The following is a 25,709-nucleotide window of genomic DNA, read 5'->3' as shown; positions in this document are numbered from 1 at the left end:
AATATATCAGGCACTTATGTTTTTAAGTAAATAGAATTTACCTATGAATATATACTATAAAGCTTTCATTAAATCTATAGAAGTTATATAAAGTAAAACTAGAATGCCCAACAAAACATAGTTGAAAAAAGTATATAGTAAACAGAGGTGAATACTTTGCGAATTTTAAAAACTATAAAAAGAGTGCCTGGTGGATTAATGATGGTTCCATTAATATTAGCTGCTGTAATAAACACTTTTACACCGGATATAATGAAAATAGGATCGTTTACAACCGCTTTATTTTCAGCACAAGGATCTGCTACGATAATAGGAATATGTTTATTTTGCTTAGGAACAAATTTTAAAATTAGAGATATCAAAGAATGTTTTAAAAGAGGATCCGTATTGTTAGCTGCCAAAGTTTTATCTGGAGCTATTATTGGAATTATATTAAATGCATATTTCGGATTTGATGGTATTCTAGGTATATCAACAATTGCAATTGTTGGAGCTGCTACTAATAGCAATAATAATTTGTATTTAACTCTAGTAAGTGAGTATGGTGATGAAAAAGATTTAGCCGCTCAGAATATACTAAATTTTAATACAGGTGCTTTTTTTACCCTTATAATTTTAGGTATAGGTGGCAAGGCTAATATATCGATAATTAGTTTTATTAGTGTAATGGGACCATTTTTAGTTGGAATGTTAATTGGAAATATAGATGAAGAGATAGGAGCGTTTTTTAAACCAGGAATAACTATGATAATTCCTTTAATGGGCTTTTGTATAGGCGCTTCTATAAACTTACAAAACGTTGTAAAAGCTGGACTAGGTGGAGTTTTACTTGGACTAATTGTTCTTATAGGAACGGGAATTCCTTTGGTGGTGATAGATAAGGTCATAAATAAAAGACCAGGATATGCAGGGGCTGCGCTATCTAGTGTTGCAGGTAATGCTATAGCAACGCCTTCGGCATTAGCATTACTAGATAATAGATTTCAGATTTATGTTGAATCTGCAACTACTCAAATCGCTGCTGCAGTAATAATTACTATAATATTAACTCCACTATTTACAATGTATGTAAATAGAAACTGGAGGTGAAAATTTCTATAATATTGTGTAATTACATATTGTAAATGATACCATAATATGATATCATTATATAAAATAACGGTTAGATGTTAATTAAATAAAAAAAGCTAAACGTTTAGCGAGAAAAAATTAATAGGAAGTGGTGAAGTATAAAATGGATGAATTATTAAGAATGGAAAATATAGAAAAATCATTTCCAGGAGTTAAAGCTTTATCAGGAGTTAATTTGTTATTAAAAAAAGGAGAACTTAATGCTTTAGTTGGAGAAAATGGAGCAGGAAAGTCAACATTAATGAAAATATTAGCAGGGGTTCATCAAAAAGATGCTGGAAAGGTATTTATAGAAGGCCAAGAAATACAAGAACTAAATCCTGATATATCCTTAAAACTGGGTGTAAGTATAGTATATCAAGAATTTAATCTATTTAAGGATTTAACTGTCGCGGAAAATTTATTTATTAAACGTGAGAAAATGAATAAAAGTTTTAAATTTATAATTGATGATAAAAGTCAAAAAGAAAGAGCTATAGAATTACTAGATAGTTTAAATCTTAAAATCAACCCTGATGAAAAGGTTTCAAATTTAAGTGTGGCTGAGCAACAAATGGTGGAAATAGCAAAATCGCTACTAGTAAACTGTAAGATTCTAGTTATGGATGAGCCAACAGCTGCCTTAACAGAAAGCGAGACAGAAAACTTATTTAGAGTAATAGAAGAACTTAAAGAAAAAGGTGTAGGAATTATATATATATCACATAGATTAGAGGAACTAGAAAGAATATGTGATACTGTAACGATATTGAGAGATGGAAATTTTATAAAGACATGTGCTTACAAAGACATAACGATGAAAGACATGATAGCATCAATGGTTGGACGGGATATGAGCAACAAATTTCCTACAGCTAAATATGAGGCATCTGATAAAAAAGAAGTCATCTTAGAAATTAAAAAAGTTAAACAAGGAAAGAAGCTTGATATTGAAAATATAAACTTATACAAAAATGAAATTTTAGGTTTCTATGGTTTAATGGGTTCTGGAAGAACAGAGTTAGCCAGAATTTTATTTGGAGCAGATAAAGCTGAGATTGTAGAATTTAAAATAGAAGGAAAAGATATAAAGGTAAGATCAACACATGATGCTATGAGTCAAGGAATAGCATACTTAACAGAAGATAGAAAAAAAGAAGGACTAGCTTTAGGTCAATCGGTAGAATATAATATCAATTTATCTAATCTAGAGAAAATCAGCAAATTTAAAGTTGTAAACGATAAGAAGGCTAGAGAAAATGCTGAATCTTATATAAAAGGTCTTAGAATAAAAACACCAAGTATGAATCAATTAGCTAAAAATTTAAGTGGAGGTAATCAACAAAAAATAATAATAGGAAAATGGCTAAGTAGAAACCCTAAAATATTAATATTTGATGAGCCAACTAGAGGAATAGACGTTGGTGCAAAATATGAAGTTTATGAATTAATGCAAAGGCTCGTAGAGGGAGGAATAGGTGTAATAATGATATCATCAGAACTACCAGAAATTATTGGGGTTAGTGATAGAGTTATTATTTTCAGAGAAGGAAGTGTTGCAGGAGAGTTAGAGAAAAAAGATTATTCAGAAGAAAATATACTTTCTTATGCAATAAGTTAAAGTTTTGGAGGTATGGAGATGGAAAAAGTAGTTGTAAATTCAAAAGAAAAAACTATAGATTTAAAATATTTGATAAAAAATTCAGGGATTCTTATCGGACTCTTATTAATGGGAATAGTATTCACAATATTAAGTGAAAATTTTTTAACTGTTAATAATTTACTTACAATAGCATTGCAGACATCTGTAATAGGGGTTTTGGCAATAGCAGAAACATATGCGATTATAACTTCAGGAATAGATTTATCTGTTGGATCAGTACTAGCGGTTTCAGGTGTTGTTTCAGGTAAACTTATGGTTTATGGAGTTCCAGTACCGATTTCTATACTAGCGGGCCTTGCTGTAGGAACTCTATGTGGGTTATTGACAGGATTAGCAATAACAAAGCTTGAAATTGCACCGTTTATAGCAACTTTAGGAATGATGAGTATTGCAAGAGGTGCAGCGTATATTATCACAGGTGCTCTACCTGTATCAGGATTACCAGAAAGCTTTTATGTAATTGGTGGAGGCAAAGTGTTTGAAATACCAGTAGCAGTACTTATTATGTTTGCTCTTGCATTTATATTCGGATTTATTTTAAGAAAAACTACTTTTGGAAGATATGTATATTGTTTAGGAAGTAACGAAGATGCAGCACAACTTTCAGGAATTAATGTTGATAGAACTAAAATCGGCGTTTATATGATTTCAGGATTATTAGCAGCTGCCGCAGGAATAATATTAGCATCTAGATTAGTATCAGCTCAAGCTACTGCTGGACTTAGCTATGAAATGGATGGAATATCAGCAGCAATAGTTGGTGGATGTAGTCCTTTAGGTGGTGTAGGTAAAATAAGAGAAACAATAATTGGAGCTTTTGTAATAGGAGTTTTAAGAAATGGCCTAAATCTATTAAGCGTTAGTGCATTCTGGCAACAAGTAGCAATCGGTCTTGTAATTATATTTGCAGTTGCATTAGATACTTATAGAAGAAAGAAAACAGCTAAAATAATGTAAGATAAGTAAACGATATTATTAAGGTTTTATTATTAGTTGATGCAATAATGAAACAGGAAATAATGTGAATAAATATTTAATAAAGCATTATTACATCAAGATAAATAAAATTTTATAAATATAAAAATACTGAACACTATATTTTAAGTAATTGAACAAATTAAGAAGGATGAAGGGAGAATTATTATGAAATTAAGAACTAAAAAATTAGCTTTAATTCTTGCATTAGCAATGGTTTCAAGTGTTGCTGTAATGGGGTGTGGAAGAGGTACATCATCAAATCAAGCAAGTAATGGTGGAAGTAGTAATGGGGGAAATAAGAAAATAACAGTTGTGGTTAAGACTGTAGAATCACCATATTGGCAAACAGTTAAAAAAGGAGCAGAAGAGGCAGCTAAAAAATATGGAGCTAGCATAGATTTTGTGGGAGCACCAGGTGGAGAATCTGATATTAATGGACAAGTTACTCTTGTTGAAAATGCAGTAAGTCAAAAACCAGATGGAGTTGTATTGGCAGCTTCAGATTCAAAGGCAGTAGCGCCGGCAGCGCAAAAATTAATAGATGCTAAGATTCCATTAGCTTTAATAGATTCAGCTTGTGATGTTAAAGATTATTTATCATATGCAACAACAGATAATGAACAAGCCTCTTATCAAGTTGGTAAAAAGCTTGGTGAGCTAACTGGTGGAAAAGGAAAAGTTGCAATAGTAAGTTTTAGTCCAGGAGCTGGATCAGCAATAGCAAGAGAAAAGGGATTTAAAAAAGCTATTGGTGAGTTCTCAGGTATGGAAATTGTTCAAACAGTATATTGCGATAGTGATAAGGCTAAAGCATTGACACTTACTCAAGATATAATAACAGCACATCCAGATATAACAGCAATATATGGAGCTAATGAACAATCACTAGTTGGTGTTGCAAGAGGAATTAAAGAAACAAATTCAAAAGCTATTGTAGTTGGATTTGATTCATCAGATGATGTTATTCCTTTACTACAAGATAAGACTATAAAAGCTACAGCTGTTCAAAAACCATATACAATGGGATATGATGCAGTAGAAAATATTATGAAAAGCTTAAATGGAGAAAAAATTGAAAAAAATGTTGATACAGGTTGTGTTATTGTAACACCAGAAAACTTTAATGATGATGAATCACAAAAAGTTTTATATCCATTAAAGTAGTATTGAATCGATAAATAAAATATATTTTAAAAGTCATTGCGGAGAAATACGAAAAATAGTTTGAAATTTAGTTTAGTGAAATACAAAAAATATTTAGAATAGTCTGTGAGTAGTTCATGATAATATAGATAAGTTATAACTTACCAGAATTATAAATGCTTTCTATATAAAAATATTTATAATTTATAGTAAAGATATGCTCTATACTCACAGACTATAAATTTAGTATGCACATCCAAAGCTCATAAATATAAATTTGAAATTTATAAGAATAACCTTGCATGAAAACTGTTTTTAGGAAATCACAGATAAATTATAATGTTATTACCGATGACAATTTTAACAGATTGTGAGGAGCGTTGATTCAAATGTATAAGATATTTAAAGCAAAATTAGAGAATTACCCTATTAAAAGAAAAATAGGAATAGGATTCTCGTTGATTATTGCACTAACAATTCTTTGCGTCATCACAACATTGATAAGTTTAAGAAGTGTAGCAAATAAAACTAACACTTTATATAATGGGCCATATAATGTTACTAACATGATATGGGATATGAGAAATGACTTTATGATAATGGATAAAAATATGTATGAGGCTATGTTAGAAACAGATCCGCAAAAGATAAAAGATAATGTGGCAAATGCGAATGATGAAGCTGAAAAAATTAATGGCAAAGTAGAGAGTCTCAGAAATTTGTTTTCTGAGCAAAAAAAGTTAATAGATTCATTTGAAGTATATATGAGTGCCTCACAAGCATATAGGGATAAGATAAGTGAAGCTCTTCTAGAAAAAAACAATAATCAGGCAATAAGCATGATGAAAGGTACATACAAGCAAAATATTGATGGTGCTTTAGATTGCTTAACTAATATTTCAAAGATTTCAGAGGAAACAGCAAGCGAATTTGTTAGTCAAACGAACCAATATAAAAATGTGGTTTTCATAATAGATATATTAATGATGATATTCATACTTGGAACAGCAATTTTAGTAGCTAAAATAATGCAAGAAATTATAATTAAAGGTATATATCATGTTATGAAGATATCCGCGGATATATCTCAAGGAAATCTAAAAGATGATGATACTTTTGTGTCAGAAGATGAACTTGGAATTATGGTTAAAAATTTAAATGAAACTGTGAAAACACTAAAATCATATATAATAGATTTATCTTCGATCTTAGAAAATATATCAGATGGAAAATTAGATATTGATATTGAAATGGAGTATAAAGGTGATTTTATACCAATGAGAGATTCATTAGAAAAAATTATTTACAGATTAAATGATATTTTTAACAATATCAATACTGCTGTCAATTTAGTTGCAAGTACTTCTATGAGCATTGCATTAACGACTCAAACTCTTTCAGAAGGCTCTATAGAACAAGCCAATGTTATAGAAAAATTAGCTTTTAGCTTTAATGAAATATTAGATAAAGCAAGAAAAAATGAACAAAATGCAGAGCAAGCAAATAATTTTTCTAGTACGACTAAAGAGATAGTGGCTGAAGGTAGTAAGAGAATGAATACACTAATGAGGTCAATGGAAGAAGTGAATAAATCATCTAGGGAAATAGCTAATATAATAAATACTATTGAGGATATTTCAAAACAAACAAATCTTCTTGCATTAAATGCCGCCATAGAAGCCGCAAGAGCAGGTGAAGCAGGTAAAGGTTTTGCAGTTGTTGCAAATGAAGTTAAGATATTAGCAGAAAAATCTTCAGAAGCAGTTAAAAATACAACGCAAATAATTGGAAAATCTATAAAGGCTGTAGATGAAGAAACTAGTTTAGCACAAGAAACCGTTGAATCATTACAAAATATAGTCACAAATATTGAACAGACAACTAATTTAGTTAAAGAAATTTCAATATCTTCTGAGAATCAAACCGTAGAAATAAGTGAAATTAATAGTGGGTTAGACAGAATATCTATTGTGGTTCAGATGAATTCAAATACATCTCAAAAAGTTGCAGCAGAAATCCAAGAGTTAGCATCTCAATCACAACTATTAAAAGAGCAATTGGATAGATTTAGTTTAAAGAATTAGAAATGGAAAAATGTCTTTAATAATCATAATTTTATTGCAAGAAAGATAAATTTAGACATAAAAATACATTTTCAAGATTTAGGAAAGATATTAAATTAGACTTGAAGGCAATAAGTTTTTGATATATAATGAAAAAAACATATAATTTACCATTAAAGCTAAACGTTTCGCTTTTGGAAAGTAAAATAAGAAAAAACGCTTAGAAACTTAAAGCTCATTATATAATTTTTAAATGTAAATTAGAAATATTAATATAAAAAATTGTACATATTCAAATTAAGAGGAGGAGTAAAAATGATATTATCAACTAGAGAAATGTTAAAAAAAGCACAAAAGGATGGGTATGCAGTACCTGCTTTTAATATTCATAATTTAGAGACGCTACAAGTTGTAGTAGAAACAGCACACGAAATGAGATCTCCTGTAATTATAGCTGGAACACCTTCAACAATTACAGATTATGCAGGGCCAGATTATATAAAAGCGATGGCAGAAGTTGCAGCAGGGAAATATGATATTCCAATAGCTATTCATTTAGACCATTTTGAAGATGTCAATGAAATCAAAAAAGATATAGATATTGGTTTTAGATCATGTATGATTGATGCTTCAAAACATGAATTTGAAGAAAATATTGCAATTGTAAAAGAGGTAGTAGACTATGCTCATAAATTTGATACAACTGTTGAAGCTGAACTAGGAAAATTAGGCGGAAGAGAAGATGATTTAGTCGTAGATGAGAAAGATACTATGTATACAAATCCTGATGATGCAGCGAAGTTTGTAGAGAGAACTGGAGTAGATTCTTTGGCTGTTGCAATAGGAACAGCACATGGATTATACAAAGGAGAAGCAAAACTTGATTTTGAAAGGTTAAAGGAAATCAGAAATAAAGTAAGTGTTCCACTAGTACTTCATGGAGCATCTGATGTACCGGACGAGCTTGTTAAAAAAGCTATTTCACTTGGAATATGCAAAGTAAATGTTGCTACAGACTTAAAGATTCCATTTTCAAGTGCTGTAAAAGAGTTTTTTGAGGTACACCCAGAGGAAAGTGATCCAAGAAAATATATGACTCCAGGCAAAGAAGCTATGAAAAAGATAGTGAAGCATAAGATTGAAGTTTGTGGTAGCGCAAATAGATATTAATTTCTGTTTTATAAGAAATAGAAAATTAATACAAGATGGAGGAGAAAAAAGATGATATTAGTTATAAACCTTAATGCCTCTGTAGATAAGAGATATGAAATAGATGATATAAAAAAAGGACAAGTAATGAGGGCAAGGTATGTAGAAAATACACCAGGAGGAAAGGGCTTACATGTAGCTAATGTAGCAACTATCTTAAAAGAAGATTGTATAGCAACAGGTTTACTTGGAGGTAAATCTGGTGAGTTTATAGAAGAAAGTCTTAAGAACTATGGAATAAAACAAGATTTTGTAAAAATAAGTGGAGAAACTAGATCTTGTTTAGCATTTATTACTGATGATAATGTTCAGACAGAAATACTCGAACCAGGACCAGAAGTAAGTGAAATTGAACAACAAAATTTCTTAGATAAATATATAGACTTGATTGAAAAAGCGAGTGTTGTTGTAGCCTCTGGAAGTGTTCCTAAAAATGTGCCTAAGATTTTCTATAGGAAATTAGTGGAGATGGCTAATTCTCAAGGTAAGAAATTTTTATTGGATACAAGTGGTGATCTTTTAAGAGAAGGTATTGAAGGCAAACCATACTTTATTAAACCTAATAAAGATGAAATAGAAGCGCTAACTGGAAGAAAAATTAAGTCTGTAGAAGATGCAATAAGGGAAATAAAGGAGTTTCAAGCTAAAGGAATACCACTTGTAGCTATATCCTTAGGAAAAGACGGTTCAATAGCTGGATTTGAAGGAAAGTATTATAAAGTAAATGTGCCAAAGATTGAGGCTGTAAACCCTGTAGGTTCAGGCGATTCTTATGTTGCAGGAATAGCAGTGGCACTACAAAGAAAATATAATATTAAAGATACTTTGAAATTTGCTTCAGCTTGTGGAACGGCAAATGCTATGGAAAAAGAAACAGGATTTGTAAGTGAATCTATAGTAAACGAACTTTTTAATAAGGTAACAGTTGAAGAAATTTAGATAAGACCTACGTATGATATCCCCCTTAAGTTAATATATAGATGTGAGAGTTAGGGAGACTTAATAACCTAACTCTCATAATTTTTACTAAATATATCATAAGTTTAATATCTATGAAAGGATGATTTATATGATTTATTCGATAGAAAATTCAAAAATAAAAATTACAGCAAGTACTCATGGTGCAGAGTTACATTCGATAACAGGACAAAAAGAAGGCACAGAATATCTTTGGAATGGAGATGCGAAATACTGGAAATATCATGCACCACATTTGTTTCCTATAGTTGGGAAGGTGGTTGATTCTAAACTTAGAATTGATGGAATTCAATATGAAATACCCGCACATGGACTTGCTAGAATATCTGAATTTACCTTATTAATAGAAAGTAATAATTCACTAACTTTTGGATTAAATTACTCAGAGGACACATTAAAAATTTATCCTTATAGGTTTTCTTTATTTGTAACATATACATTAGAAGAAAATTCTATTATAGTTACATATAAAGTAATAAATTTAGATGATAGGGATATAGTATTCTCAATTGGCGCTCATCCAGCATTTATGTGTCCTATAGAGAAAGGTGAAGAATTAGAGGAGTGTTATCTACAATTTAATAAAAAAGAGACAAGTTCTATTATTGAGGTAACTAAGGATACATATCTTTCGCGTAAAAGGATAGAATGTCTTAGAGATACTGATACATTACCACTTTCTAGCGAACTCTTTAAAGATGGAGTCTTAGTATTTGATGATTTGAAATCTGATAAAATATCATTGAAATCAAAAAATCATGATAAGTCTTTAAGTATAGAATTTAAAGGCTTTCCGCACTTAGGAATTTGGGCACCTGAAACTGGTGCACCATTTCTATGTATAGAACCATGGTTTGGGCATGCTGATTATGAAGATTTTGCAGGTGAATTTAGGAATAAAGAGGGTACGGTCTCGCTATCGACTGATAAAGTATTTGAGTGTAGTTATAAGATATCTATTGAGGAATAGTATAAATTTAAGTCAATTCCTATAGAGATAATATTTAAGGCAATAAACATCGATAAAATGTTTATTGCCTTTCTTCACGTGGCACTATATTAATTATATATAACTCCGTCTGTACCTATGATGGTCATAGATATCATTAATTTATTAATTTCAATTGCTCTCTATAGTCAGATGGGCTCATGCCGGTAATTTGTTTAAAAGTTTTACTAAAGTGGAATTGATCTGGATAGCCAACTTTTTCACCAACTATGCTAATTGGTAGAGAAAAATTCCATAATAATTGTTTTGAAATATTAATACGATACTCTTTAATAAATTTTGAAGGAGTCATATTCATGTATTTAGTGAATATTTTTGTTAAGTAAGAAATTGAAAATCCAAAATGTGATGCAAGTGCGGCTAGATCGATTGTTTCATGGTAATTATTTTTTATATATTCAGTCACAAGCTCCACGATTTCATTAGGTTTTTTGTAAGAAAACTCATCAACTTTAAAATCATTTTGATTTGCCAGAAGATTTTTTTCTATTGTATCTAAGGTTGTAGTTAATTCCCCAAGATTAATAGGTTTCAATAAATAGTCGGACACCCCATATCTTATGGCAGTTTTAGCATAGGAAAAATCACTATGTCCACTAATTATTACACAATGGATAAAAGGATATTTTTCGAAAATGAACTTGGAGAGTTCAAGGCCATCCATTACTGGCATGCAAATATCAGTGAGCACAATGTTTGGAAGAAAGGATTCTATTAGTTCTAATGCTTCTTTGCCATTACTAGCAGTTCCTACGACTTCAAAGTTCTCATTAGCTCTATATATGTTTTTAATTATGTTTTTAGCAATTAATCTCTCATCCTCTACAACAATAGCAGAAAAAGTAATCTTATTTGTCATAATTTAATCCCTCCCATAATAACAGTCGCCCCATTTGGAGTGTTATTGATTAATCTAAAAATTTGTTTTCCATTGTATAAAATTTTAAAGCGAATATAAATATTCATAAGACCCATTCCGTTTAATTCTAAGTTTGGAAGAACTCCATTTGCGTTGATTGAATCTATCTTTTCTTGCAATTGTTTTAAATTGTCTTCTGCAAATCCACTTCCGCTATCTTTAATTTGCATTTCCCAGTGAGTATCAGTTACATAACCTGTAATATCAATATGCCAAGGTAGCTCAGTTTTCGTAGTGAATTTTACTGCATTTTCTACAATGAGCTGCAAACAAAGTTTTGGGATTTTAATGTTTTGCATCTCATCAGGAATATTTAGGGTATATGTTAAATCGTTATCATAGCGAATCTGCATACACTGAAGATAATCAATGGTATGAGCTATTTCATCGGTTAAACTAACTAATTGTTGACTGTCTGATGAAATATATCTTAATATTCTTGAAATGCTTTGGCACATTATTATTATTTCTTCATTCATTTGTTCATCAGCCATAGCTTGGATGGTTGACAGGGCATTGTATAGAAAATGTGGATTCATCTGTGATTGAAGAGCCAACATTTTTGACTGCATTTCACGATTTTGAAGAATTAATTCATTTGTCATTGCTATTTTTGCTTTTTGCTGCATTTTTAAAAAGGCTTTGAATAAAGTATTTAATTCAGTAATATGTGTATCTATTTCTTTAAAATTAGTAGATGCATCGTCAGTTATCTGAAAACCTCTAACTTGATTATATATTTTATTCAATGGGGTGGTAATAATTTTTGCAATAAAATAAGATAATGTTGCAGTAGCAAAGGTAATTAATAACGATAGCACTACATTTGTTTTGATATATTCATAAATAGGAGACATGAGTTTTGAGTTGTCTATTGTTGCCACAATAGTGAAATCACTATATGAAGAGGTATCAAATAATACATATTCATTTTTATATTTAAATAAATTATTGCTTATATTTTTATCGACATTAGTAGATATAAGATTATAATAATTAGTTGTAGATGAACTTTGATTTATAGGATATATTGGTTGTCCATTTTTATAATAAATATAAACATTACTGCCATAAGCATTATTAAAATCTTTAATAATAGTAAAAATATTTTTAAATGACTTTTTAACTTCAATAATTCCTTGTGGAACATTAAGAGTATTATAGTAAACGCGATATAATGAAAGGAAATACTGACCTTCCTCATAAGGTGAATATTTGCCTAGTCGATCATCTTTATTAAAGTAAATAACCTTACCGCCTTTAGAAGATAAAACATCATCATACCATGCTTTGTTATTCACTGAAATATAGGAAGAGGAATTATCTAAACCAACTCCTAATTCAAGATTATGCAAATCATAAAGATAAATCTGATCTATAGGATGGTTAGGTCCCATCATTGTGACCAATAAATCATATAAAATTTTTGTGTTCTGAATATTATCAATTTTTTGGTGTTCAGATAGATTGGACAAAGATTCAGAATTATAATTTATATATTTAATAAAATGATCCTTGATTAAATTAGAATAGATGATATTTTGAGATAGAGTATCTAAAGAATTAATCTCTACATCTAAATTATTATTAATATTTTTTATATTACTATTAAGAGTTGTAAGAGCATTTGTTTTAATTTTAGTAGATTCATTCATTACAAAATAAAACATAAGAAAATTAAAGATAATTATAAATAATATGGTATATGGGATAAAGAGAGTTTTTAATATGCTACGTTGTTTCAAAAGTTTCATGCGAAATCAATCCTTACAATAAATAATTTAGTCAAAAATATACATGGAATAGGAGAGATATGAACATTCAAAATCAGCTTAGTACAGATATATAATATAACCATAGCAACAAATAGTCAATAATATATAAATTGGGAGGAATTATTATGAAACATTTTAAAAAGTTATTGTCAGTTGTGACTTTAGCCGGATTAACTATGTCATTAGTAAGCTGTGGTAATAGTACTAGCACTACAGAATCTAGTTCAAAGAACAATGACGTTACTATTTCTTTTATGGCAAGTCAGGATTGGATTCAAGATGCTGAATTGAATTTAGCAAAAAAATTTACTGAGAAAACAGGAATCAAGATTGATTATCAAATTGTTCCATCAGATCAATATAATAACTTGTTAATGACAAAATTAAATTCTGGAGAAGCTACTGATATTTTTGCTGTAAACGCTGGAAGGTTTGATTTAGAGACACAAGTTAATGCAGAAAAAAATGCGTTGGATTTAACAAGTGCATCTTGGGCAAAAAATATAGATAAAGAAGTTGCCAATGAGCTGACTGTAAACGGTAAACTATATGGAGAACCTATTCAAGATGTATCATCTGTCTGGGCAATTGGTTATAATAAAAAGATTTTCAAACAGTTAAACTTACAAATTCCTAAGAATTATCAAGAATTTAAAAACATATGTGAGAAAATAAAGGCATCTGGTGTTACTCCTATTTATGAAAGCGTTTCAGATGGATGGCATCACACATTATGGTTCCCAGAAATAGCTTTAGCAGCGGATACAGCAGATTCGGGATTAGTAGATAAATTGAATAATAATACTGCAAAGTTGGAAGGAAATAAAACATTTGAAACTATTTTAGGACAAGTTAATGAAATGGTGAAACTAGGATATTGGGGAGACAATTATATGTCTAACAAATATGCTGATGCTCCAAAAAATATCGCTTCAGGCCAATTTGCAATGACAATCGCTAACCAAGGTTTTGGTGCAGAAGTCAATAAAGCGGATTCTAGTTTTAGTGTAGATGATATTGGATATTTTGTGATTCCTTTAGCAGATAATCAAATATTAAATATTAATCCAGTAGGACCATCAAGACTTATATATTCGAAATCTAAACATGCTAAAGAAGCACAAGAATATTTAGATTTTCTTGCATCAGATGAAAGTCTTACTTATCTAACTGAAAACGTTTCTAAATTTAATAAGCTTCCATACAGTAATGCTCCAGTTAAATACACTGATACAGTCAAAGAATTTTATAAATCATATCCTAAGAATGCTGTTGTATTACAATCAGCAGTCAAGTATATAAATCCTCAATGGATGGAAATAGGCAAAGATATGTCTGCAATGTTAGTTGGAGAGATGGGGCCAGAAGAACTTCTAAAAAATATTGATAAAAATAGAGGAGATCAGGCAAAAGCTGCCGGGGATAAGGATTGGAAGTAAAATTCTAAATTATGTAACCAGATATACTTGTCTGGTTACAGTACTATAAAAATAAGGAGAAGTGTAAATGAATAAGAAAAAAATATATCCGAGTTACTTTATATGGGGAGCACTTATAATTTATGGAGTCTTATTTGTAATTCCGGGAATTATTGGCATTGCATATTCCTTTACAGACTGGTCAGCTTACAGTGATAAAATAAATTTTGTTGGATTTGATAATTTCAAAGTAATATTTTCAGGCAATGAGAATTATATGAAGATTTTAGGTAATACCTTGTGGTTTACAATAATTACGACAATATTAAAAAATGCTATAGGATTATTATTGGCAGTATTGCTAACAAAATCTATAAAATTCTTGAATTTTCACAGAGGGGTTATGTTTATGCCATCTGTGTTATCTACATTAATTATTGGTATGATTTTTACATCAATTCTTGATCCTAAGATAGGAATTCTAAACGTTTTTCTTAGAGGCATTGGTTTAGATACATTAGCAAAACAATGGCTTACTTCACCACAATTTGCTTTTGGATCCGTAGTTGCAGTTGATGTTTGGAGAGGTATTGGATACATTATGACTATTTTTATAGCGGGTATTTTATCTATCTCTAGTGAATATTATGAAGCGGCTAATATTGATGGAGCAACAGGACTACAAAAATTTCGATATATTACATTTCCGTTAATACTCCCAACATTAGCTACTACTACAGTATTAAATGTAATTTATGGATTGAAAGTATTCGATATGATTTACGTATTAACAAATGGTGGCCCAGGAAAATCTACAACGGAAGTATTGTATACAATAGTATTTAAAAAATTTGGTATGGGTCAGTATGCTATTGGTACTGCATTATCATCTGTTATGTTTGTAATCATGGTATTTATTGGAGTCTTTATGATTAAAATAATGACTAAAAATGAGGTGATGGAATAATGAGAATAAAAAAAACATTACAAAATATATTTTCTAATGGAATTGCATGGGTTATAACGATTATATCTCTTATACCATTAGTGTTAATCCTATTTAATGCTCTTAAAACTAGCAAAGCAGCTTCTGATATGAATCTGAAACTTCCTACATTTCCAGTACCAGTTGAAAATTTTTCTACAGTAATAGAAAGAGGAAAGCTTGCAACATCTTTTATTAATAGTTGTGTTTATTCTATAGGAAGTGTAATCTTATGTGCTATTTTAGCAGCAGCAGCTTCCTATGTATTATGTAGAAATAAAACAAAATTAAATCGCATCATTTACATGTTTATTATATTAGGAATTACAATGCCTATAAATTATGTAGCCTTAATGAAAGTAATGTCTGCATTACACTTAATGAATTCAATGCTTGGAATAGTTCTACTATATACTGCAATGCAGCTTCCGTTTTCGGTGTTTCTCCTTCATGGGTTTATAGCAAGAATTCCAGTGGAATTAGATGAAGCAGCTGTAATTGATGGATGTTCTCCAATTAGGATATTTATCTATATTATATTTCCACTATTAAAACCAGCGTTAGCAACAGTTGTAGTTCTTACTTTTTTAAATACATGGAATGAATTTGTATCTCCATTATACTTTTTAAGTAGTTCTTCAAAATGGCCAATGACCCTTTCAGTATATAATTTCTTTGGAATGTATTTTAAAGATTGGAATTTAGTTTGTTCAGATATTATGCTAACTAGTTTGCCAGTTATTGTAGTTTATTTATTAGGTCAAAAGTATATTGTTTCAGGAATGACAGCTGGAGCAGTTAAAGGTTAATGAGGGCGGTGATTAAATGGAGATTTTAGGATATCATAAGGATGGCAGAATAGTAAATTTGAAATTAGAAGATGGAATAATTCAGTTATCTGCTGTGGGTAAAGAAATTGTTCGATGTACTTATACAAAAGAGAAAAATATAAAGAATTCATCAGTTATTGGGATTAATTATGAAATAGAGAAATTAAATGAATTTGTTGTGGAAGAGACACAAGATACTATTATTTTAAGGACTGGATTAATTACTTTAACTATTAATAAGAAGACAGGAAAATTTGTATGGAAAAATGGTAAGAATGATGAAATATTGCTAAAGGAAAGAGATAAGGAACTTGTTTCAATCCCAGTTGAAAAATATTCTACAAATGGTGAAAAAGCTATTATTAAAAGAGTACAAACTGTTGATGGAGAAAGAAGCTTCGTTGAAAATTTAAAACCATATATTGATAGAATGGCATATAGAGCAAAATTATCCTTTGAGTGGCAAGAAAAAGAAGCAATACATGGACTAGGACAAGGAGAAGAAGGAATCTATAACTATAGAGGTAACTATCAATACTTATATCAGCACAATATGAGAACTCCGTTTCCATGTTTGGTATCAAATAAAAATTATGGTATTTTATTTGATTGTGGATCATTGATGACTTTTAATGATGATTCAAGAGGAGCGTATGTTTATTTAGATGTAGTAGAGCAATTAGATTACTATTTTGTTTTTGGTGAAAAGCTCGATGATATTGTAGGCGGTTTTAGAAAAATGACAGGACGAGCTGCAATGCTGCCAAAATGGGCGCTTGGTTATATTCAGTCGAAAGAAACATATAGAAACCAAGAAGAATTAGTTGAAGTAGTTAAGGAGTATAGAAAAAGAAATGTACCGATAGATTGTATTGTACAAGATTGGCATACTTGGGAAGAAGGTTTGTGGGGGAATAAGCGATTAGATAAAAATAGATATCCTGATATAGGTAAAGCAAATAAAGAAATTCACGATTTAAATGCTCATACTATGGTTTCTATTTGGCCAAATATGAATGTAGGTGGAGAGGATTATGAAGAATTTTTACAAGCTGAATATTTATTAGGAGACAATTCTACATATGATGCTTTTAATGAAGATGCTAGAAAAATGTACTGGGAACAAGCAGAGAAAGAGTTATACAAGGGAGGCTTTGATGCTTGGTGGTGTGATTCAACGGAACCATTTAGTGGACCAGATTGGAATGGAGAAAAAATTAGAGAACCTTGGGAACGATTTATGTTAGTGGGAAATGAGCATAAAAAGTTTTTAGACCCAGCTAAAGCTAATTTATTTGCATTAATGCATGAGAAAGGCATTTTTGAAAATCAAAGAAAGGTATCGCCTGATAAAAGAGTTCTTAATCTGGCAAGGTCTGGTTATATTGGCTCTCAAAAATATGGCGTTGTTTTGTGGTCAGGTGATACTAATGCAACCTGGGGAACTTTTAGAAAACAAATTACAGAAGGTTTGAATTTATGTTTGAGCGGTTTACCTTATTGGACATTAGATATTGGAGCATTTTTTACAGTAGGAAGTGAATGGAGAAACAGAGGATGCGGTTGCAACAATAACCCGAACCCACTTTGGTTTTGGCAGGGAGATTATAATGATGGTGTAAATGATTTGGCTTATCGTGAATTATACGTAAGATGGTTTCAATATGGTGCATTTTTACCAATGTTCCGATCTCACGGAACAGATACCCCAAGAGAAATATGGAACTTTGGAGAAAAGGGAGAAATGTTTTACGATGCCATTGAAAAGTTTATAAATTTAAGATATAGCTTAATTCCATATTTCTATTCTTTGGCTGGTAAAGTAACACAAAATCATTATACTATGCTTCGAAGTCTTTTGTTTGATTTTAGTAATGACGAAATAGCAACAGAAATCAGTGACGAATTTATGTGTGGAGATTCTATATTAGTATGTCCTGTTACAAATCCGATGTATTATGAGCCAAATAGTAAGTCAATTGACGAACCTAAAATAAGAAAATGTTATTTGCCAAAAGGAGCTGACTGGTATGATTTTTGGACGAAAGAACGATTAAGTGGGGGGAGCTATGTAATAGCAGACGCTCCAATAGATAAGATTCCATTATTTATACGAGCAGGTTCTATTATTCCAATGGAAGAAGGGTTACAATATGCGGAGCAAGTGAGCGATAAATCATTTCAAATTCATATTTATCCTGGGGATGATTGTGAATTTGAATTTTATGAAGATAGTGGTGATGGTTATGAGTATGAGAAAGGAATTTATAATAAGATTTTGATGAAATGGGAAGACAAAGAAAGTAAATTCACTATTGGAAAAGCAGATTATGATTTCCAACAATCTATTAAAAATCGTTCTTGTACAATTTTAGTAAATGACAAGAGCATAGATTTTATTTATAAAGGTGAACCACTGACTTTTGTTATAAAATAATAAAGAATATCATATAGAGATCCAATTTCATATTTAAACTTTCTTATTTTTTAGACAATACTCTTATAAATTTACTATAAAAAATCTCAAACCTATTTAAAATGTACCCTTTGTTAAGGACAGTTTAATTTGGTTTGGGACTTTTTTTATTCTCAATGAATTTATAATAAAATCAAATTTATAAATAGATTATGGGATAATATTACTTACAAATATATATTTGGAAAGGAAATAAAAAAGGAATTTGATAATTAATGACGAAATCAAGGAGTATAGAGTTAATATGATTTAACACCTAGAGAAGGTTAAAATTTTTTAGATGGCAGGAGGGGGATAAGTATGAAATTTAATTCAATAAAGTTCAAATTGATTTTATTTATTTTTGGACTAACAATTTTACTGTTTAGTGCTAATATAGCTATCAGTACAATTAGCTTTAATTCTTATTCAGATCATAACAATAAGACGGAAGTAATGAATGCTAATGAAACAATAAGCGAAAAAATTAAGGAATTGAAAAATGAGTCTTTAAGTATTGGAAGTCAATTGGCCTTAAATCCTAGAATAATAAAGGGAATTGAAAATAAAGATAACCAGGAGATTTTTAATGATTTAAAAGATATATTAAAAGATTTAGATGTAGAATTTGTTACAATAACTGATGAAAAAGGTAATGTAATTATAAGATCTTATGAACCAGATAAAAAGGGAGATAGCATTTTAAATCAGGCAAATGTAAGAAATGCTCTTGCTGGTAAATTAAACTCTCAAGTTGAAAGTGGAACTCAGATTAAACTTGCAGCTAGAGCAGGTGCACCAGTAAAGAACGAAAATGGAGATATTATTGGAGTTGTGTCTGTAGGATATAGATTAGATTCTAATAATATAGTAGATTATGTTAAAAGTAAATTTGGGTGCGATGCTACTGTTTTTATGGGAGATGTAAGAATTGCAACAAGTATAACAAAAGATGGTGAAAGGGTTGTTGGAACTAAACTTGATGAAAAAATTGCAAAAGTTGTTTTGAGTAATAATGTATATTCTGGAGAGGCTGATATTTTAGGAAGTAAATTTGATGCTTACTATTCGCCAATTACTGGAGATAATAATGAGGCAGTTGGAGTTATATTTACAGGTAAAAGTAAAGCTGAAAGTCAGCTATTTATAAAAAAATTTGTTATAAATAATATTATATCTTCTATTATCGTGTTAATCTTGGTTGGGATAGCGATCTATTTATACATAGATAAAAAGGTATCAAAACCATTAGCAAATGCAGTGACACACTTTAAACACTTATCAGAAGGTAATTTTACTGAAAAGACATTAGAAAAAGATTTAAAACGCAAAGATGAAATTGGAGATATGTCTAGAGGAATTGAGCATATGAGGCAGGATTTAATAAATCTAATTAAGAAAATAATGAACAATTCACAAGATATGAGTGCAGCGAGTGAAGAATTATTTGCCACAGTTGAAGAATTTTCAGCAATGTCTCAAAATATTAATTCTGGAATTGGTAATATTAATTTTGGTATTCAAGAAACTAGCTCAGCGGCAGAAGAAATAAACGCTTCAGTAGAAGAAGTTGAGGCAAGCATTAATGTGTTAACCAATAAGGCAGTAGAAGGAAGTAATAATGCAAGTGCTGCAAAAACTAGAGTAGAAGATATGCAAAATAGATCTTTGGAATCCATTAAAGAAATAGAAATGGTGTTTAGTGAAAAAGAAGAAAAAATACTTCAAGCAATAAAAGAAGGACAAGTAGTAGAAAATATAAAAGTTATGGCGGATACTATTGCAGAGATATCAGAGCAGACAAATCTATTAGCACTAAATGCAGCGATAGAGGCGGCAAGGGCTGGTGAACATGGAAAAGGATTCTCAGTAGTTGCTGAAGAAGTAAGAAGGCTTGCAGAACAATCTTCAGATGCTGTAGAATCTATAAAAAGTACAATTTTAAAAGTTCAAGATGCATTTAGAAATCTTTCAAACAATAGTGATGAGGTACTAACTTTCATGAAGGAAAGAGTAAATCCTAAGTTTCAAGATATGATTGAAATTGGAAAAGAAAATCATAAGGATGCAGAATTTGTAAGTAAAATGTCAAATGAAATAGCTGAAATGACTAAAGAAATTTCAATTACAATGGAACAGGTTACTAAAGCGGTGGAGAGTATGGCTGATACAGCACAAAAATCTTCACAAGAAACTGATGAAATAGTAAACAATATTGATGAAGTTAATAGAGCAACAGATGAGATAGCAAAAACGGCTCAAGAGCAGACACGTCTTGCTCAGGATTTAAATGAAATGATACAGAAGTTTCAGGTTTAGTATACGGCACAATGTAAATATAGATATACAAATTACAACTTAAAAATTAAAATAATTAAAGAGAATCAAACTCAGATTGAGTGATTCTCTTTTTTTATCATCAAATAACGTGGCAACATATTTTGAATAATCATTGAATTGTTAGGTATCATTGACAACTAAGGATTCAAAGGATCTAAAGGTTATATATATGTTTTCAGAGACTTAAGATCATCTTCGTATCCAGCGTTAAATTACGCGTTAGTTACATTCATCGTATAAATAAATCCAGCTGGTATTTTTCTTTGGAAAAGGCTTGTATGGTTAGTGTCATAAATTAAATATTGAAATATGAGTTTTTCTAAAAAAGATCTCATGGCTCCAGTAACTGAATGCAGATATATTGGAGAGCCTAAAATAATTGCATCGGCATTTGAAGCTTTTTCAAGAAGGGGTGTTAAATTACTTGTCATTAATTAGATGAGCCATATAATAAATAAAAGATAACAATTAAGCGTTTGGTAAATCCGCTATTTTAATCCAATATGGATTTGAAACGATATTAAAAGAATGATACTATTATGTTTATAGTTAAATTTATTATACAGGTTTAGTTAAATAAGTAGTAATTTGGTTGGTGATGATATGCAACAAAGGATTTCAATTATAGAAGATGATTTAGAAATTTGTAATCTACTTAAGGAATTTTTAAAGGAAAGTGGATATGAAATAAAGATATCTAATACTGGAATAGATGGTATGAGAGAATTAAGAACTTTAACGTATGATTTAGTTATTTTAGATTTAATGCTGCCATATAAAAGTGGAGATGAGATTTTACGGGAACTGCGCAGCTTTTCTAATATACCTGTCATCGTATTATCAGCAAAGGATATGGTACATACAAAGGTAGATTTATTACGTTTAGGTGCTGATGATTATGTGACCAAGCCTTTTGATTTAAATGAAATATTAGCAAGAGTAGAGAGTAATTTAAGGCGCTGTAGTTCAGATTCAAATATAAAAAAATCAATTTTAACTTATAAAGATATTACATTATATGAAGAGGAAAAGAAAGTAATAGTAAACGGAAATACACTTGTATTAACTTCAAAGGAATATGGTATTTTATTTTTATTATTAAGTCATCCACAAAAAGTCTTTTCAAAGGCAAATTTATTTGAAAGTATATGGAATGAAGAATATTTTAGTGAAGATAATACACTAAATGTACATATAAGCAATATTAGAAATAAGCTTAAAAGCGCAAATCCCAATGAAGAATATATAGAAACAATATGGGGAATGGGTTATAAGTTACAATAATAAATAAAAAGAAATATATAAGCAGGAGTAAAGCCTGCTTTTTTGTTATGGAGAAAATATTTAAGGTTTTCTTTAGAATTGGTTTAAGATTTTCTTTAAGTATGATTTTTAAAATAAGAGTATAGAAAAGCAAAGGAGATGTTATTATGACTTATGTTTTAGAAACTAAAAACTTAACAAAGAAATACAAAAATACACAAGCCTTGGATAATATAAATATAAAATTAGAAAAAGGAAATATATATGGTTTTGTTGGACAAAATGGTGCGGGAAAAACAACTTTAATAAGACTTATCACTGGCTTATCATTTCCCACATCTGGTGAACTTTACTTATTTGGACAAACTGGAGAAAAGAAATTACAAGAACAAAGAAAGCGATTAGGTTGCATGGTAGAAACTCCTGCATTATATCCTAATATGACAGCATATCAAAATTTAGAGATTCAACGCATTCAAAGAGGAATTCCCGATAAAAGGGTTATTGAAGATACTTTAGAATTAGTTGGATTAAAAGATACAGGAAAAAAGAAAGCAAAGGATTTTTCTTTAGGAATGAAGCAGCGATTAGGAATTGCTCTAGCACTGATCAATGATCCAGAGTTTTTGATTTTAGATGAACCTGTAAATGGACTTGATCCTGTGGGAATTGTTGAAATAAGAGAACTTATTAAAAGATTAAATAAAGAAAAAGGAATGACTATTTTAATCTCAAGCCACATTTTAGAAGAACTTTATCATACTGCTAATCATTATATTATAATTTCTCATGGAAATATATTAGAAACGTTAACTCAAGAGGAACTTAATGAAAAGTGTAAAAAACATATTGCAATCAATGTAGATGATATATCTTTTGCAGCTACTATATTAGAAGAGGAACTTCATACAAAAAACTTTCAAGTAATGCCAGATAAAACAATTCGATTATATGATTATCTAGATGATATTAAATCTGTTTCAGTAGCATTATCAAGAAATAATTTAATAATAACTGGAATTTTTTTAGCGGGAGATAGCCTTGAAGATTACTTTATTAGAAGAATTGGGGGAGGTAAATGTGATTAATCTTTTTAGGACTGAGGTTTATAAATTATTCATAAGTAAAAGCTTTTGGTTAGTGTTTATCATGAGTACACTTTTTGGAATTACTATGACTTCAGATAGTCATACATTTATAACTGGATATGAAAATATAGGGGTAAGCTTTTACTATGCATGCTTATTAATGGTGTTTCCAATATTACTTGGAGCAATTTCTTTTGGAAATGATTTTGGAGATAGGACTATAAATAACGGGGTGTGTGCAGGTCATAGCAGGTTTCAAATATTTATTTGCAAGGTGTCAGCATATTTCATTGGAGTTAATTTAGTTATTTTGTTTAGCCCAATTGTAAATGTAATTCTTAATATTATTTTACATAGATATACTGCGGTATATTTTATGAACGAGGGAAATATTTTAGCTAAAACAATAATAACAACATCATTATTGGGGATGGCTATGTCAAGTGTAAGTATATTTATAGCTTTTATGTTTAGAGATATTGGTAAAACAGTAGGAATTTCAGTTGGAATATACTTTATAAATATCTCTTTATTAAATTCAACAAATGATATAAGAACAACTATATTTAGGTATCTACCATTAGCACAGGCACGCCTTATCTTGTATAGGCCTTTAATTCCAAATCAATTTAAAGACGCAGGACTAATTGGTATTTGCATAATATTATTTTTCTTGAGCATATCATATTTTTTATTTAAAAAAGCAGAGTTACGATAAAAGGGAGTGTAATAAATGAAAAAATTATTAAAGATGGAAATTTACGAGGCTACCCATAACAATATTTATTTGCTTATGATAGGAATTGCGATTGTTTATGGAGTATATTCAGGTTATGGAGATTTAGAAATGAATTATTATAATTTAACTTTGGGAGGATATGAAGCATTAATAGCAATGCTCCATGATGCTCCAGGAACCTGCATGTTAATTTCAGCTTTTCCAGCATTGCTAATAGGAAAAAGTTTTTCAAATAGGACTTTAATTACTAAAGTTGCATCTGGAAATAGTAGAGGTATTGTTTTTTTTACAAAAGCTGCCTCAATACTTATAATTACAACTGTGGCAATACTTATCTATTCTTTTTCTGGTGCATTCGCTGTTACTATAAAGTATGGCTTTAATGCACCAAGTGGAGTAAATGTAATTACACTAATGAAAATTTTAATTTGTACAACATTATTATATTTAGCTATTTTTTCTGTAATAATACTTTTTGGAGTAATATTTAGAGATAATTTAAAAACTATTATAGTATCAGTTATTACAATTCTTATGAATGCTATATATTTATTTGTTGCCAGAAGTATGAATTTGCCATTATATAGGCATCCAATGAATTTGCTTAGAGTGATTTTAAACAATAACTCAACATTTGAATTTATATCATTTTCTTTAGAGGGTATAATTTTATTAGGGTTTATACTAATGTTAAGTTATAATATATTTCGTAAATGTGAACTAAAATAAACTTAATGTGTAGGGATGGATATAATGATAATCATATTAATATTAAGTATTGTAATTATTTTATTAATTTCTTATATATTTCATTTAAAGCTTCAAATAAAAAGTATAGGAAAACAATTAGAAAATATTTCAGAAGGCAAAACAGAAAAGAAGATAGAGGTATCATTGCTTGACAAAGATATTGAATATCTTGCAGGTAATATTAATAGAAATATCAATCTTCAAAAGCAACTAAGAATAGAATTTTTGAGAAATGAGCAAAAGCTTAAGGATTCTATCGCAAATATATCTCATGATTTAAGAACCCCTCTTACTTCCATAATTGGTTATCTACAATTACTAGAAAAAAGTGAATTGTCGGAAAATCAAAAAGAAAAAATAAGTATTATAAAAAAGAAATCTGAGATTTTACATAATCTCATTAATAGTTTTTTTGAAATAACTATTATTGAAAATGATAGAATGCATATAAATTTAGAAAAGATTAATATGAATAATTTTCTTTCTGATGCCATGCTTCAAAATATAATGCCATTTAAAGAAGCTGGAATTGAGCCCATTTTTGATTTACCAAATACAACAATATTTATTGAAGGAGATAAAATAATTCTACAGCGTATTGTTCAAAACTTAATATCAAATATATTGAAATACGGTTCAAGTTATGTCAAAATATCACTAGTGAAAAAGGAACATGTTGAGCTTTGCTTTGCCAATAAAATTGAAGATCCTAAAAAAATAGATGTAAATTTATTATTTGAAAAGTTTTATACAGCTGATAAATCAAGAAGCTCTGGCAGTACAGGTTTAGGCCTTTCAATTGTGAAGCTATTAGCTGAAAGAATAAATGCTAAAGCAGTAGCAGAAATTAAAGAAGATATTTTAACATTGAAAATTGTATTTTAATAAAACAATTTTATGGAATTAAAATGAAGGAACTAATATAAAGATTGATTTAATAGTATAATTGTTCATTTAAATTAGATACAATTACACAAAACATTATATTATGTAA

At 29.7% G+C, this 25,709-nt stretch carries 21 protein-coding genes; 18 read left to right on the top strand and 3 right to left on the bottom strand.

Annotated elements, in window-relative coordinates:
- The first annotated feature begins 156 nt into the window (after positions 1-156).
- The 8 genes from T483_RS0103790 (at position 157) to T483_RS0103755 (ending at position 10,114) form a co-directional block, all read left to right on the top strand.
- Complete coding sequence (locus tag T483_RS0103790; RefSeq protein ID WP_026885636.1) at positions 157-1,089, top strand: 2-keto-3-deoxygluconate permease; 933 nt, start codon at positions 157-159, stop codon at positions 1,087-1,089.
- A gap of 145 nt (positions 1,090-1,234) precedes the next feature.
- Positions 1,235-2,731: a sugar ABC transporter ATP-binding protein gene (locus tag T483_RS0103785; RefSeq protein ID WP_026885635.1), complete on the top strand. Its 1,497-nt coding sequence runs from the start codon at positions 1,235-1,237 to the stop codon at positions 2,729-2,731.
- 18 nt (positions 2,732-2,749) lie between these two features.
- Entirely contained in the window at positions 2,750-3,730 is a 981-nt protein-coding gene (locus T483_RS0103780; RefSeq protein WP_026885634.1) for an ABC transporter permease, read from the top strand.
- Positions 3,731-3,916: 186 nt separating this feature from the next.
- Positions 3,917-4,915: an ABC transporter substrate-binding protein gene (locus T483_RS0103775; protein ID WP_051560284.1), complete on the top strand. Its 999-nt coding sequence runs from the start codon at positions 3,917-3,919 to the stop codon at positions 4,913-4,915.
- Positions 4,916-5,283: 368 nt separating this feature from the next.
- Positions 5,284-6,978, top strand: coding sequence for a methyl-accepting chemotaxis protein (locus tag T483_RS0103770; RefSeq protein WP_026885632.1), 1,695 nt, complete (start codon positions 5,284-5,286; stop codon positions 6,976-6,978).
- A gap of 294 nt (positions 6,979-7,272) precedes the next feature.
- A complete protein-coding gene (locus T483_RS0103765; protein WP_026885631.1) occupies positions 7,273-8,127 on the top strand; it encodes a tagatose bisphosphate family class II aldolase in 855 nt (284 codons plus the stop codon).
- A 51-nt stretch (positions 8,128-8,178) separates the two neighbouring features.
- The gene (locus T483_RS0103760; protein WP_026885630.1) at positions 8,179-9,105 is read left to right on the top strand and encodes a 1-phosphofructokinase family hexose kinase; all 927 of its coding nucleotides are present in this window, start codon (positions 8,179-8,181) and stop codon (positions 9,103-9,105) included.
- Positions 9,106-9,235: 130 nt separating this feature from the next.
- Positions 9,236-10,114, top strand: a complete 879-nt coding sequence (locus T483_RS0103755) for an aldose 1-epimerase family protein (protein WP_026885629.1) — start codon at positions 9,236-9,238, stop codon at positions 10,112-10,114.
- 136 nt (positions 10,115-10,250) lie between these two features.
- Here the strand turns inward: T483_RS0103755 and T483_RS0103750 are convergent, their stop codons facing one another.
- Both T483_RS0103750 and T483_RS0103745 read right to left on the bottom strand, forming a co-directional pair.
- Positions 10,251-11,012, bottom strand: a complete 762-nt coding sequence (locus T483_RS0103750) for a response regulator transcription factor (protein ID WP_026885628.1) — start codon at positions 11,010-11,012, stop codon at positions 10,251-10,253.
- Positions 11,009-12,826: a sensor histidine kinase gene (locus T483_RS0103745; protein WP_026885627.1), complete on the bottom strand. Its 1,818-nt coding sequence runs from the start codon at positions 12,824-12,826 to the stop codon at positions 11,009-11,011. Before T483_RS0103745 ends, T483_RS0103750 begins: the two co-directional genes overlap by 4 nt.
- Positions 12,827-12,972: 146 nt before the next feature.
- Between T483_RS0103745 and T483_RS0103740 the strand changes: the two genes are divergently transcribed.
- The 5 genes from T483_RS0103740 to T483_RS0103720 all read left to right on the top strand — a co-directional run bounded on the left by T483_RS0103740 (position 12,973) and on the right by T483_RS0103720 (position 20,854).
- Positions 12,973-14,286 (top strand): ABC transporter substrate-binding protein, encoded by a 1,314-nt coding sequence (locus T483_RS0103740; protein ID WP_026885626.1) that lies wholly within the window; start codon positions 12,973-12,975, stop codon positions 14,284-14,286.
- Positions 14,287-14,353: 67 nt separating this feature from the next.
- On the top strand, positions 14,354-15,232 hold the full coding sequence (locus T483_RS0103735) for a carbohydrate ABC transporter permease (protein ID WP_026885625.1): 879 nt from the start codon (positions 14,354-14,356) through the stop codon (positions 15,230-15,232).
- Complete coding sequence (locus tag T483_RS0103730; protein ID WP_080696897.1) at positions 15,232-16,059, top strand: carbohydrate ABC transporter permease; 828 nt, start codon at positions 15,232-15,234, stop codon at positions 16,057-16,059. The genes T483_RS0103735 and T483_RS0103730 overlap by 1 nt, the downstream gene beginning before the upstream one ends.
- A 16-nt stretch (positions 16,060-16,075) precedes the next feature.
- On the top strand, positions 16,076-18,517 hold the full coding sequence (locus tag T483_RS0103725) for a TIM-barrel domain-containing protein (protein WP_026885623.1): 2,442 nt from the start codon (positions 16,076-16,078) through the stop codon (positions 18,515-18,517).
- 339 nt (positions 18,518-18,856) lie between these two features.
- Positions 18,857-20,854 carry a methyl-accepting chemotaxis protein gene (locus T483_RS0103720; RefSeq protein WP_026885622.1) on the top strand — a complete coding sequence of 666 codons (1,998 nt, stop codon included), beginning with the start codon at positions 18,857-18,859 and terminating at the stop codon, positions 20,852-20,854.
- Between the two features lie 233 nt (positions 20,855-21,087).
- On the opposite strand, the gene T483_RS30345 is transcribed toward T483_RS0103720, so the two are convergent.
- Positions 21,088-21,237 (bottom strand): hypothetical protein, encoded by a 150-nt coding sequence (locus T483_RS30345; RefSeq protein WP_242841802.1) that lies wholly within the window; start codon positions 21,235-21,237, stop codon positions 21,088-21,090.
- 241 nt (positions 21,238-21,478) lie between these two features.
- On the opposite strand from T483_RS30345, the gene T483_RS0103710 reads away from it, so the two are divergent.
- The 5 genes from T483_RS0103710 (at position 21,479) to T483_RS0103690 (ending at position 25,600) form a co-directional block, all read left to right on the top strand.
- A complete protein-coding gene (locus tag T483_RS0103710; protein ID WP_026885621.1) occupies positions 21,479-22,159 on the top strand; it encodes a response regulator transcription factor in 681 nt (226 codons plus the stop codon).
- A gap of 146 nt (positions 22,160-22,305) precedes the next feature.
- Complete coding sequence (locus T483_RS0103705) at positions 22,306-23,226, top strand: ABC transporter ATP-binding protein (RefSeq protein WP_026885620.1); 921 nt, start codon at positions 22,306-22,308, stop codon at positions 23,224-23,226.
- The gene (locus tag T483_RS0103700) at positions 23,219-23,944 is read left to right on the top strand and encodes an ABC transporter permease (protein ID WP_026885619.1); all 726 of its coding nucleotides are present in this window, start codon (positions 23,219-23,221) and stop codon (positions 23,942-23,944) included. Before T483_RS0103705 ends, T483_RS0103700 begins: the two co-directional genes overlap by 8 nt.
- 15 nt (positions 23,945-23,959) lie before the next feature.
- Positions 23,960-24,694, top strand: a complete 735-nt coding sequence (locus tag T483_RS0103695) for an ABC transporter permease (protein ID WP_026885618.1) — start codon at positions 23,960-23,962, stop codon at positions 24,692-24,694.
- A 24-nt stretch (positions 24,695-24,718) separates the two neighbouring features.
- Positions 24,719-25,600: a sensor histidine kinase gene (locus T483_RS0103690; RefSeq protein ID WP_026885617.1), complete on the top strand. Its 882-nt coding sequence runs from the start codon at positions 24,719-24,721 to the stop codon at positions 25,598-25,600.
- The last annotated feature ends 109 nt before the right edge of the window (positions 25,601-25,709 follow it).

Origin of the sequence: Clostridium beijerinckii HUN142, from assembly GCF_000621745.1 — a bacterium.
Taxonomy (GTDB): Bacteria; Bacillota; Clostridia; order Clostridiales; family Clostridiaceae; genus Clostridium; species Clostridium beijerinckii_A.
Note: the sequence above shows the minus strand (reverse complement) of the source record. Positions and strands in the feature narration are given on the sequence as shown.